This is a genomic window from Streptomyces sp. YIM S03343, assembly GCF_054729195.1.
On sequence record NZ_JBPUKX010000001.1, the window covers coordinates 1,140,737 to 1,152,800 of the forward strand.

Sequence of the window (12,064 nt, forward strand, 5' to 3'; positions counted from 1 at the left end):
GGTTGCCGCGCGTCAGCCGGGACCCCGCTGCGGCCCGGAGCGCGCACAGCGCCTGAACATGACCGCTTCATGGGTTCCTCACACCCCGTGCCTAATTTCGGCGACATCGGAGCGCGCAAGCGCAAACCAGTCGGAAAGGGGTTCCGATCATGATCAGGCGCAAGACCCTCGCGGTGGCCGCGGCGGCCGCTCTGCTCGGCGGGCTCGGTACGTACGGAGCCACCGCGGCGTTCGCCTCGTCCTCGGACGCGTCCCCGCGAGCGACCGCCTCGGCAACGGTGTCCAGGACGAGCGACGCCAAGGACTCGAACTCCATGATCCAGCAGTGCGTCAAGCATCTCCCCGCGAAGGACCGCGCCGCGGCGGAGAAGCAGATGCGCGAGATGATGGCCCATCACGGCAACGCGTCCGAACACTCCGGGACGGGCCACCACTCCGGAACATCGACGAGCGGCATGATGGGCAACGCCTCGGCCGACTCGATGACCGACATGACGCACGGCGGCTCCTGATCCCATGGAACTCGCCTTCCTGCCGAGCCCACCCAGCGAGTACCTGACCCTCGGCCCGTTCATGGTCCACTGGTACGCGATCATGGTGATCCTCGCCGTCGCCGTCGCCGTCACCATCGGCCGGCGCCGCTGGAGCGCCCGCGGCGAAGCACCGGACGCCGTGCTCGACATCGCCCTGGTCGCCGTCCCGTTCGGCGTCCTCGGCGGCCGTCTGTACCACGTGGTCACCAGTTGGCAGCTGTACTTCGGCCCCGGCCGCAACCCGATCGAGGCCCTGTACATCTGGCAGGGCGGACTCGGCGTATGGGGCGGTATCGCCGGCGGAACGCTGGGCGCATGGTTCGCGGCCCGCCGCCGGGGCATCGACTTCGCCGCCCTCGCCGACGCTCTCGCGCCCGCCGTCCTGGTCGGCCAGGCCATCGGACGGATCGGCTGCTGGTTCAACCAGGAGCTGTACGGCAGGCCCACCACCCTGCCCTGGGCCTTGAAGATCGACCCGGAGTACCGCCCCGCGGCCAGCCCCGACGCCGCCACCTACCACCCCGTCTTCGCCTACGAGGCCACCTGGGACATCGGCGCCGCCGCACTCGTGATCTGGGCCGAACGCCGCTTCCGCCTCGACCGCGGCCGGGTGTTCGCTCTGTACGTCGCCGCCTACACGGCCGGCCGCGGCTGGATCGAGACCCTGCGCGTCGACCCCGCCAACCACATCCTCGGCCTGCGCCTGAACGTATGGACCAGCCTGCTGCTGTTCCTCGCCGCCGTCGTCTTCCTCATCCTGCGCAGCCGCCCCGTCCCCACCGCGGACCTGCCCACCATGCCGACGACAACGGGCGACAGGCCGGCCATCTCCACGACGGACGTCACATCCACACCGCCGCCGACCGAGGCCCCCGCGCCGACCGAAGGCGAAGCAGCCTTCCCGGGGAGAGCACCCTGACCGCCCCTCCCCCGCGCCTCCTGCCGCCCCACTCGACACCCCGACCCTCTGGAGGGATCACCATGAAACACGTCAATCCGAAGGTACTCATCGGCGTTGCCGCCGTAGCCGCCGTCCTGTTCGCCGTCAAACCCTCATTGGTCGCGTCGGCCCTGCCGCTGCTGCTCCTGGCGATCTGCCCGCTCAGCATGATGTTCATGATGCGCGGGGCGGGCGGCATGCACGGCCACGGCCACGATCACGGCGACGCACACGCCGCACACGGTATGTCCGGGTCGGCCCCTGAGGCCGATCTGCCCAAGCAGGTCGCCGACCTCCAAGAAGAGCTGCGCATCCTCCGGGCCACGATGACACAGTAGCAGGGCACGGCCGAACCGACCTCACGAGGTGTGGACTTCACCAAGCCGGAGGAGCCCGGCCCACGGTCCTGACACCACGGGCACGCCGCCAGGAAAGGAGGCACCGGACCGTGCATCCGCCCACCCACGACTGCACGGTCGTACGCGGACTGCTGCCGGAGTACGCGCTGAACCTGCTCAGCCCTGAGGAGTCAGCCCCGGTCCGGCAGCACCTCCACGTCTGCGACACCTGCCGGACCGAACACGACGAGTACGCCCGCGTCGTCGCGATCCTCGCGGTCATCCGCGACTTTCTGCCCGTCCCACCGGGCAAGGACGCGTCCGGCCTCCGGAACTCCTGTGCTCAGCACATCCCGGGCCTCACCGCTGGAGCAGGGATCCCGCACCGCCCGGATACCGGCATGGACAGCCGGGGCTGACCGGAGAGGCGGCAGTCGTGCCAGGCAAATCCCCAAGGCGGTTCAGCGCAGTCCGGTGGTCATCAGCAGTTGGGCCTGGCCCTGCTGGCGGATCTCCAGCACCAGCAGCGCCAGACCCAGTGCGATCCACCCGAGACGGCCCAGCCGCACCCGTAGCACCGGCCCACGGCCGACCGCCGAGCCCACCACCAGCCGTACCAGCACGACCGCCGAGACCATGACCACCAGCAACCCTGCCGGGTTGTAGCGCCAGGACGTCGCCACATCCCCACGGAGGACGGACACCACCGCGCGGGTCAGCCCGCACGAGGGGCTCATGATCCCGGCGAAGTGCGTCGGCTCGTGCAGATCCACCGGGGCCATCCCCCACACCGCCATCGCGGCCCCGGCGACCAACACCACCGCGGCAGCCGCGCACCACCCCCACCAGCGGGCGTTCCGCGTCTCCCACTCGAGCCGTACCCACGGCAGCCACCGGAGCCGGTCCGGCGCACCTGCCGACATCGACATCGGGGTCATGGTTCTCCTCACTCCGTCTCGTGCCCGCGCACCAGCATCATTCAGCTAAGTAGCTTAGTAAATGTTGCCCCGGAACCGTGTCCGTCGCTCAGAGGATCATCATCAGCAGCATCGCCGACATGGTGCCACCCATGCCGATATGGGCGGCCAATGCCGCGTCCGGCGCGGCACCCAGCCTGCGGCGTCGGCCGTGGCCGGACCGTTGTGCTGTCTTCGTCCTGTCCCACACCGACAGCGTCAGCGAGGCCAGGAAGACGAACACCGTGTCCGGCATGGCGAGCAGCCAGCGCCCCAGGCCCCGCGAGCCGGCATCCCGGCCGTGCCGGCCGGTCCCGCGGATCCTCGCCCATACAGAGGCACTCACCGACAGCAGGAAGTACGCGGCGAGCGCAGCGATCAACCACCGCCAGACGGAACCGAAGTCCCCCGCGGAACCCGAATCGGCTGCGGCGCTGGTCATGCCCGCCATGTCCGTACCGTCCATGGCCGGCATGCCCTCCATGGACTGCATGGACTGCATGGACTGCATGGACTGCATGCCGGCCATGTGATGTGTTCCTGTCGTCATGTCGTCCACGCCGGGCATGGCCGCCATGGAATGTCCACTGCCGAGGGCGAGCACAGGTCCGGAGGACGTGGTCGTCATCGCGAGCGTCGTGATCACCATGCTGAAGCTGCCGACGATGAGGTGCACCCAGTGACGGCCGTGCTTCCATCCGCCGGCGCGCGTGTGCTTGACCGCCATCGCCAATGCCCCGCACCCGTAGACGGCGAGTGCCACCGACCACCACACACCGTGGCCCGCGTACCAGCCGACCGTCCCCGGGAGTGCCATGGTTGCCATGCACAGACCCATCAGGAGGTCGCCGCCCGCAGCGAACCGCGTTTCACCACTGCTGGTCGCGACCCGGACCGCGCTGACGGCGGCCACCAGGGCGGCGACCAGTGCGATGGTCCAACTAAGCACCAGGGTTCCCATCGTCACCTTCCCCATCACCCGAACAACGCGGGTCCGCACGGCCGATGTCGCGGCATGGCACGGCATCATGAGCGCCAAAGAGGCATCAACTGCTAACGACCTTAGTACATTTCGTCTGGGGCACATGACACGAGGCCGATGGGGTACGTCGCATCCGATGCCTTCATGACGAGCCGTCAGATGCCCGGGATCTCGGCATACAGGGGCCCGGACCTTCCTGGACGGAGCTCATCCGGGGTACGGATTCTCCCCCCTCACACCGTCGGCATCCGGTGCCATGCTGGCCGCGTATCACCGATCCCCTCTTCGGAAAGCAGCACCACCATGTCTTCCACTCACCGTCCCGTCGTCGCTGTCGCATTCCACTCGGGTTACGGCCATACGGCTGTCCTCGCCGAGGCCGTGGCACGCGGCGCGGGCGACGCGGGAGCCCAGGTCGTGTCGATCCCGGTGGACACGATCACCGAGGAGCAGTGGGCCCAGTTGGACGCCGCGGACGCGATCATCTTCGGGTCCCCGACGTACATGGGCACCGCCTCGACCGCCTTCCACGCCTTCGCGGAGGCCAGCAGCAAGCAATGGGCCGTGCAGGACTGGGCCGACAAGATCGCCGCCGGGTTCACCAATTCCGGCGGCAAGAGCGGCGACAAGTCCTCCACCCTCGGTTACTTCGCCACCTTGGCCGCCCAGCACGGCATGCACTGGGTCAGCCTCGGGCTGATGCCCGGCTGGGGAAGCACCACCGGCAGCGAGAACGACCTCAACCGTCTCGGCTACTTCCTGGGCGCGGGCGCCCAGACCCCGACCGATGCCGGTCCCGAGGCCGTCCACAAGTCCGACATCGCCACGGCGGAAGCCCTGGGCGCCCGCGTCACCCGCGTCGCCGCGGTCTTCCAGGCCGGCCTCACCGCCGTCAACGCCTGATCCGGCGTACGTATGACAGCCGAATCCCCGTCGAAAGAGCCCCCATGTCCGACCCGTCGAACATCGCCCTCGTCCGTCGTCTCTACGAATCCGGCATGGCCCCGGAGGTCACCGCGCAGATCATGGCGCCGGACCTCGTCTGGGACATCACACCCGGCTTCCCCAACGGTGGGGTCTACCACGGCTGGGACCAGGTGGCCCATGACTTCCTCGGCCCGATGAGGCCGGTCTACGAGTCGTTCGGGTCCATCGCCGAGCGGTACTACGCGGACGACGACGGCCACGTCTTCGTACTCGGGCACTACCAGGCCGAGACCAAGACCGGGAACAAGGCGGACGTGCGGTTCATCCACCTGTGGACCGTCCGTGACGGCAAGATCACCGGCCTGGTGCAGGCCGCGGACAGCCACGCCCTGCAGCAGGCGCTGAACGTCTGAGTCCTCTCGCTGAGACCTCTCGCTGAGTCCTCTGGCCGAGACCTCTGGCCGAGACCTCTGTCCCAGACCTCTAGCTGAGACCTCGGGCTGAGTCCTCTCTCGCACCTCCTCCGGGGCAGGCGCCGCCCCGGGGACGACCCTCTCCCCCGCTCCGCACACTCCTGGCCGTCGTGCCAGTCTGGAAACATGAGTCGTGACCTGCACCTGAACGAGCTGGGGAAGTTCCTCAAGGCACGGCGTGCCGATGTCAGTCCCGCCGACGTAGGCCTTCCGCTCACCGGCGAACAGCCACGGCGGGTGGCCGGCCTGCGCCGTGAGGAGGTCGCGCTGCTGGCCTCCATCAGCACCGAGTACTACGCGCGGATCGAGCAAGGCCGCCTGCAGGCGTCCGTTCCCCTGCTGGCCGACCTTGCCCGGGTGCTCCGACTCGACGCGGACCAGCGCACCTATCTCTTCGAGCTCGCCGCCAGGAACGAGCTGCCCCCTCACCATGCCCGGCAGAAGGTGGACCCGCAGCTGCAGTTTCTCCTCGACGACCTCGCCACCAGCCCCGCGGTCGTCATCGGCCGCCGTACCGACGTTCTGGCCTGGAACCAACTGGGCGCCGCCCTGTTCGCCGACTTCGGCAACATCCCGGAGGACCGCCGGACCTACATCCGGATGCTTTTCAGCGACCCTGCGCTGCGGTCCCTGTACGCGGACTGGGAAGAGGTCGCCCTCCTGGCCATCGCACAGCTCCGTATGGAGAGCGCGCGGTATCCGGGTGACCCGAGGCTGACCGCCCTCGTCGGCGAACTCTCGGCGCAGGATGCGCAGTTCCGGCAGTGGTGGGCGGAGCGCCACGTCGCTGCCAGGACCATCGGAACGAAAAGGCTGCGCCATCCGGTCGTCGGGGATCTCACCCTCGGATGGAACACCCTCGGCTGCGCTTCCGATCCCGACCAGCAGATCATCGCCTGGACCGCCCCACCCGGCTCGCCCTCCCACGACGCCTTGCGGCTGCTCGCCTCCTGGGCCGCGGACCAGAACCTCATGGCGTCCGCCAACGTCATCTGAGCCGTTCGGGACTCGGCGGGCAGGAGAGGAGGGCAGCAGACAGGGGAGAGTTTCTTCCCCCTCACAGTGCTCGATTCAGGTGCGAGGCTCGGGCTACGACCACACCGCGGTGCCTGCGGAGGCAGTGGATCGACACCGGTCCACGTCGCCGGCTCTGCCGGCTCTGCCGACCGAACCAAGTGTGCAGCCGGGCACCCGTACAGAAAGGGTCCGACGCCATGAGCACGTCCCCAGATTCCCACCGCACCCCGAGCGGTCCCGCCGACACCTGGCCGCTGCGCGACGGAGTGCACATCCCGGTCCTCGGTCTGGGCGTCTTCCGCAGCCCCGCCGGCCGCGCCCCCAGCAGGCCGTCACCGCCGCGCTGGACGCCGGTTACCGGCACATCGACACCGCCGCCGTCTACGGCAACGAGGCAGATGTGGGCCGTGGGCTGCGCGAGAGCGGCCTTGACCGCGACGAGGTGTTCATCACCACCAAACTGTGGAACGCGGATCACGGCTACCGATCGACCCTCGACGCCTACGAGCGCAGCCGCCGCCTGCTGGGCGTCGACCACATCGACCTCTACCTCGTCCACTGGCCGGTGCCCGGCGTCCGCCTGGAGACGTGGCGAGCGATGGAGCATCTCCTGGAGACGGGCAAGGCCCGCGCCATCGGCGTCAGCAACTACATGACGCACCATCTGACGGAACTCCTCGAGCACGCGGAGCACCTTCCCTCGGTGAACCAGTTCGAGCTCAGCCCCTACAACTACCGTTCGCGCGCGGACATCATCGACCTCAGCCGCAAGAACGGCATCCAGGTGGAGGCCTACAGCCCGCTCACCAAGGGCCGCAAACTCGACGACCCGCCGCTGGTACGGATCGCCGACGCCCACCGGCGTTCCACGGCACAGGTACTGATCCGCTGGGCCCTCCAGCACGAGTTGGTCGTCCTGCCCAAGTCGACCCACGCCGACCGCATCGCTGGCAACGCCGACGTGTTCGACTTCGCCCTCACGGACGACGAGATGGAAACCCTCGACGCGCTCGACGAGAACCTCGTCACCGCCTGGGACCCCACGACCACTCGCTAGGCCCGGTCGGCCCACGGCGGGCGGGTGCCCGTACCCTCCCTCGCCCATCCCTCGCCCCTCCCTCCCCCCTTGCTCCGGGAGCAACACTTGCACGGTCTGGAACTCGTCGTCGTCCTGGGCGTGGCCGTGATCGTGGCCAACGCCGTAGGACAACGCCTCGGTCTCGCCCCACCGATTCTCCTGCTTGCGGCGGGTGTGGCCCTGGGCTTCATCCCGGGGGTGCGACAGGCACAGTTCCCGCCGGAGGTGGTGCTGCTGCTCTTCCTGCCGGTGCTGCTGCACTGGGAGAGCATCACCACCTCTCTGCGGGAGATCCGCGCCAACCTGCGCGGGATCGTGCTGATGAGCACCGTCCTCGTCATCCTCACGGCCTGGGCCGTAGCGGCGGCCGGACACGCACTCGGGCTGCCCTGGGGACCGGCCTGGGTGCTCGGCGCGGCCGTGGCGCCCACGGACGCGACGGCGGTCGGCGCACTGGCCCGTGCCCTGCCACGCCGTCAGGTGACCGTCCTGCGCGCGGAGAGCCTGGTCAACGACGGTACGGCCCTGGTCGTGTACGGTCTCGCCGTCGGCATCACGGTCGGTGAGGAACACCTGAGCATTCCGCACGTCGGCGGGCTGTTCCTGCTCGCCTACGGTGGCGGAGCCGTGGTCGGAGCAGCCGTTGCGGGCGCCAACACGATCGTACGGCGCCGTCTGGGCGACCCTCTGCTGGGCAACATGGCGATGATCCTGGCGCCTTTCACCGCGTATCTGCTGGCCGAACTGGTCGAGGCTTCCGGTGTCATCGCGGTGGTCACCTGCGGACTGATCATGTCCCAGATCGCGCCGCGCATCATCCGGGCCGAACACCGCACGCAGGCCCTGGCGTTCTGGTCACTCGCCACGTTCATCATCAACGGCGTGCTGTTCGTCCTGGTGGGTGTGGAGCTGCAGTACGCCGTTCGCGATCTCAGCCGGGCCGACCTCAGGGACGGGCTGATCGCCGTGGGTGTCGTCTGCGCGGTGCTCGTCGCCGTACGTTTCGCGTTCCTGTTCGCGTCCGCGTCCATCAGCCGCATACTCGACCACCATCCCCAGCGACGGCTGCTCCGGGCCGGTCGCCGAGCCCGTGTGATCAGCGGGCTGGCCGGGTTCCGGGGCGCGGTCGCACTCGCGGTGGCACTCTCGGTGCCGCGGACGCTCGACTCGGGCGAGCCGTTCCCCGACCGCAGCTTCATCATCTTCGTCACCTCCGGGGTCATCCTCGTGACGCTGGTGACTCAGGGACTCCTGCTCCCGGTGGCCGTGCGCTGGGCGAAGCTGCCCCCGGACACATCGGTCGACGAGGAACGCCACCTCGCCGAGACCACCGCCATCGAAGCGGCGCTCAAGGCGATGCCACAGCTCGCCACCGATCTGGGCACCGGGCCGAAGAGCGTCGAGTGGCTGCGCCAGGAGTACGAGGGACGCCTGGCGTCCGCACGGGCCCGGAGCGCAGGTGCCGACGACGACCCTGCGGTCGTACTGCACCGGGACTACACCGCGCTGCACCTGGCCCTCATCGGCCTCAGACGTGCCACTGTCGTCCGCCTCCGCGACGAACGCCACATAGACGACACCGTCCTACGCCGCCTTCAGGCCGACCTAGACAACGAGGAGATCCGCCTGTCCGGAGGCGCGACGGTGGAGTGACCGGCGGTCCGGTGAGGGGGAAGGGTCCGTCCCCTGGTTGCCCACTCCCGGGGAAGACATTCCCCTCTTTTGCTCGCAGGCGCCCGAAGAAAGCATGGCAGAACTGCACCGCAGGCACGCCCAAGTACGCCCAGGTACACAAGCATTTTCCCGAGGAGTGGCACTTTCCATGAAAGCCGTTGGACTGACTGAATTCGGCGGATCCGAGGTATTGCGGGTACTGGAGCTTCCAGCTCCCGAGGCGGGCACAGGTGAGATTCGCATCCGGGTCCATGCGGCGGCAGTCAACCCGGTCGACACGATGGTGCGCCGGGGCATCGCCTTCGTATCGGACGCGGAGCCGCCGTACGTCCCGGGCATGGACGCCGCGGGCGTAGTCGAACAGATCGGCAAGGGCGTCGACACCGACCTCCGCGTCGGCGACCACGTCATGGCCGTCGCGGTGGTCTCCGGGACACACGGAGCGTACGCGGAACACCTCGTCGTCCCCGCCGAGTCGGTGGTCCGCGTTCCGGCGGGCATGAGCGACATCGAGGCCGCCACGCTGCCGATGAACGGCCTGACGGCCCGTATGGCCCTGGACCTGCTGGAACTCCCGGTCGGCGCCACCATCGCCGTCACCGGAGCAGTCGGCGCGGTCGGCGGCTGTGCCGTCCAGTTGGCCAAGGCGGCCGGGTACCGGGTGATCGCCGACGCGGCACTGAAGGACGCGCGGCTGGTCACGGACCTGGGCGCCGACGTCGTCCTGCCCCGTGGAACCGACTTCCCGGAGCTGGTGCGCAAGGAGGTGCCCGACGGCGTCGACGGACTCGTCGACACCGCCGGCATCGCCGACACCGCCTGCCGCGCGGTACGTGACAACGGCCGCATCGCGTCGTCGGTCCATCGCATCCAGGTGCCCGCCGAACGCGGCATCGTCACCCGGACGACGTTCGTGCCGGAGTACGCCCGTGACCACGCCAAGCTCGAACGCCTGCGGCAGTTGGCCGAGGAGGGCCGGCTCACCCCACGGGTCGCGCTGACCCTGCCTCCCGAACAGGCGCCTGAAGCACACCGGTTGCTGGAGGCGGGCGGCCTCCGCGGACGGATCGTCCTGACCTTCTGAGCAGCAGCCACGGCTTGCCGCCGCAGGCCGACCGCCGCCGAGGGCCAGTTGCGTCACCAGTCCCCGTAGTCCTCGACCAGGGTGGCGATCAGCGCGAGCAGCGCGTCGACATGATCCAGTCATCCCGTTTCCTGATCGGCCTCCGTCAGGACGCCGCGGCGGTGGAGGGTGCCCGCACCGCGAGGGCGTCCGGGGCGGGGCCGCGTCGGAGGCGGATGGGGGGACGACCCTGCCCGCCGGGCTGCTCGGCTTCCGTACCGAGACGGACTCTCCGGCGTTCTGAGAGCGCTCTCAGAACGGTCGAAAGAGAGCCCTGGACATGTCAACCCGGGTGGCGGCACCCTACACCTGCGGTGCCCGCGCAGGGAGGCCGCGAGGGCCGCTCTGCCCGGGCTGCGGTAGCGGACCGCCTGGAATGCGGTGGCGGACAGCCCTGGTGCGATGATCGGGAAGACGACGGTCACTCGGCATCGCGGCGCCGAGCGGCCTTGCCCGGCCGACCAGGCGAACGGACAACCGGCCGGCCGACCGCACAGCATCTCCGAAAGGCGCACCATGACAGAAGGGCATGCTGCCCTCGTACTCGACGACCCGGTGGGCGAGTCGTTGCGCGGCCACCACGCGCACCTGGCCCGCCGGACCGGCCGGGCCGCCACGTACCTCCCGGGTGTCGCGACCTTCGCGGCGCTGCCCGCCGACGCCGGGGCGGCGGACTGGGCGGACCTGGCCCGGCTGCTGGGCCGGGGCGGCTTCGCCGACCTGTTCAGCTGCCCGGCAACCCCGCCACCGGACTGGGAGCCGGTGTTCGAGCTCGCAGGCCGGCAGCTGATCTGGACCGGCAGCACCCGCCCCGCCGAGGCGGACGCCGGCGTGGTCGAACTGGGCGCGGCCGATGTGCCCGAGATGCGCGCGCTCGTCGAACGGACGCAGCCGGGGCCGTTCTGGCCGCGCACCCATGAACTTGGCACCTACCTCGGCATCCGCGAAGGCGGCAGCCTGGTGGCGATGGCTGGCGAACGGCTTCGCCCGCCGGGATGGACGGAGATCAGCGCCGTCTGCACGGCCCCCGAGGCACGCGGCCGAGGCCATGCCGCCCGCCTGATCGGCGCCCTGGTCTCACGCATCCTCGCGCGGGGCGAACGCCCGTTCCTCCACGTGGCCGAGACGAACACCGGCGCGATGGCCCTCTACGACCGCCTCGGCTTCGAGACCCGTAAGGGCATCACCTTCCGGGGTTTCCGGACTCCGTGAAGCAGCGTGGCGCCGATCCGTGTGGCGCGTGGGAAGGTCAGAACCCTGGTCCCGGAGAGGAACGGCACGTGGCGCGGCAAGGGCTGAGGGAGTTGCGGCGGCGCATCGGTTATCCGGATGTGCCGGTCCCCGAGAAGCGCGACTGGGCGGCGCTGGGCCCGGACTACGACCCGGTGGAGTACACGGCGTCTTCGGTGCCCGGTCCGGAGGAGGATCTCGCGGTCGTGTGGCAGCGGACGGTCCAACTCTCCTGCCACCCGCACCCGCTGCGTGACGCGGCGAGCGGACGGCCGCTGAGCCCCGCCGGTCCCACGGGAATCACCGGCCAGGGCCGACTTCACCACCTCGGCCCGAACCCCGCGGCCGACGCCGTGCTCAGCTACGGCACCGGGGAGCAGGCCCTGGTCCTGCTCGTGCAGCGACGTGATACCGGTCAACTGGCCTTCCCCGGCGGCTTCCGGGAGACGGACCCGGCGACCGGGGCGCTGGAGGACCCGGTACGGACAGCACTGCGCGAGGCGGAGGAGGAGACCGGGGTACGGGTCAGGGCGGGCGACGGCGAGGCGCGGGTGCTGCATCTGGGGGTCGCGTACGAGTCGGTGCGCAACACGGACAACGCGTGGATCGAGAACTGCGCCGTCCACATCCGGCTGCCGGAGTCACCGGGCAGCCCTCCCCCGGCCGAGGGCAGGGACGACGCCCGGTCGGCGGGGTGGTTCCGGGTCCGTTCCGTCGATCCCGGGTCACTCAGCGCCACTCATGCGCTCAGTCTTCGGCGATTGGGTGAAGTGCTCGGGGGGTGACCAGAAGG

14 protein-coding genes are annotated in these 12,064 nt (G+C 69.8%); 12 read left to right on the forward strand and 2 right to left on the reverse strand.

What is annotated here, in order from left to right:
- The first annotated feature begins 149 nt into the window (after positions 1 to 149).
- The 4 genes from ACSYGN_RS04910 (at position 150) to ACSYGN_RS04925 (ending at position 2,230) form a co-directional block, all read left to right on the forward strand.
- On the forward strand, positions 150 to 512 hold the full coding sequence (locus ACSYGN_RS04910; RefSeq protein WP_460392181.1) for a hypothetical protein: 363 nt from the start codon (positions 150 to 152) through the stop codon (positions 510 to 512).
- Positions 513 to 516: 4 nt separating this feature from the next.
- A complete protein-coding gene (lgt, locus tag ACSYGN_RS04915; protein ID WP_460392183.1) occupies positions 517 to 1,452 on the forward strand; it encodes a prolipoprotein diacylglyceryl transferase in 936 nt (311 codons plus the stop codon).
- A 62-nt stretch (positions 1,453 to 1,514) separates the two neighbouring features.
- Positions 1,515 to 1,811 carry a DUF2933 domain-containing protein gene (locus ACSYGN_RS04920; protein ID WP_460392185.1) on the forward strand — a complete coding sequence of 99 codons (297 nt, stop codon included), beginning with the start codon at positions 1,515 to 1,517 and terminating at the stop codon, positions 1,809 to 1,811.
- A 110-nt stretch (positions 1,812 to 1,921) separates the two neighbouring features.
- On the forward strand, positions 1,922 to 2,230 hold the full coding sequence (locus ACSYGN_RS04925) for an anti-sigma factor family protein (protein WP_460392187.1): 309 nt from the start codon (positions 1,922 to 1,924) through the stop codon (positions 2,228 to 2,230).
- A 42-nt stretch (positions 2,231 to 2,272) separates the two neighbouring features.
- Here ACSYGN_RS04925 and ACSYGN_RS04930 read toward each other — a convergent pair whose 3' ends face one another.
- Positions 2,273 to 2,749 carry a DUF2752 domain-containing protein gene (locus tag ACSYGN_RS04930; protein WP_460392189.1) on the reverse strand — a complete coding sequence of 159 codons (477 nt, stop codon included), beginning with the start codon at positions 2,747 to 2,749 and terminating at the stop codon, positions 2,273 to 2,275.
- Positions 2,750 to 2,837: 88 nt separating this feature from the next.
- Positions 2,838 to 3,728, reverse strand: coding sequence for a DUF5134 domain-containing protein (locus ACSYGN_RS04935; RefSeq protein WP_460392191.1), 891 nt, complete (start codon positions 3,726 to 3,728; stop codon positions 2,838 to 2,840).
- 324 nt (positions 3,729 to 4,052) lie between these two features.
- On the opposite strand from ACSYGN_RS04935, the gene ACSYGN_RS04940 reads away from it, so the two are divergent.
- From ACSYGN_RS04940 to ACSYGN_RS04975, 8 genes are all read left to right on the forward strand, one after another.
- Entirely contained in the window at positions 4,053 to 4,652 is a 600-nt protein-coding gene (locus ACSYGN_RS04940) for a flavodoxin family protein (protein ID WP_460392193.1), read from the forward strand.
- 44 nt (positions 4,653 to 4,696) lie between these two features.
- Positions 4,697 to 5,089: a nuclear transport factor 2 family protein gene (locus ACSYGN_RS04945; RefSeq protein ID WP_460392195.1), complete on the forward strand. Its 393-nt coding sequence runs from the start codon at positions 4,697 to 4,699 to the stop codon at positions 5,087 to 5,089.
- A gap of 186 nt (positions 5,090 to 5,275) precedes the next feature.
- Entirely contained in the window at positions 5,276 to 6,145 is an 870-nt protein-coding gene (locus tag ACSYGN_RS04950; RefSeq protein WP_460392197.1) for a helix-turn-helix domain-containing protein, read from the forward strand.
- Positions 6,146 to 6,326: 181 nt separating this feature from the next.
- Complete coding sequence (locus ACSYGN_RS04955) at positions 6,327 to 7,223, forward strand: aldo/keto reductase (protein WP_460392199.1); 897 nt, start codon at positions 6,327 to 6,329, stop codon at positions 7,221 to 7,223.
- Positions 7,224 to 7,310: 87 nt separating this feature from the next.
- Positions 7,311 to 8,897, forward strand: a complete 1,587-nt coding sequence (locus ACSYGN_RS04960; RefSeq protein WP_460392201.1) for a Na+/H+ antiporter — start codon at positions 7,311 to 7,313, stop codon at positions 8,895 to 8,897.
- 169 nt (positions 8,898 to 9,066) lie between these two features.
- Complete coding sequence (locus ACSYGN_RS04965) at positions 9,067 to 10,002, forward strand: NADP-dependent oxidoreductase (protein WP_460392203.1); 936 nt, start codon at positions 9,067 to 9,069, stop codon at positions 10,000 to 10,002.
- A gap of 555 nt (positions 10,003 to 10,557) precedes the next feature.
- The gene (locus tag ACSYGN_RS04970) at positions 10,558 to 11,253 is read left to right on the forward strand and encodes a GNAT family N-acetyltransferase (protein WP_460392205.1); all 696 of its coding nucleotides are present in this window, start codon (positions 10,558 to 10,560) and stop codon (positions 11,251 to 11,253) included.
- A gap of 68 nt (positions 11,254 to 11,321) precedes the next feature.
- Positions 11,322 to 12,056 carry an NUDIX domain-containing protein gene (locus tag ACSYGN_RS04975; RefSeq protein WP_460392207.1) on the forward strand — a complete coding sequence of 245 codons (735 nt, stop codon included), beginning with the start codon at positions 11,322 to 11,324 and terminating at the stop codon, positions 12,054 to 12,056.
- The last annotated feature ends 8 nt before the right edge of the window (positions 12,057 to 12,064 follow it).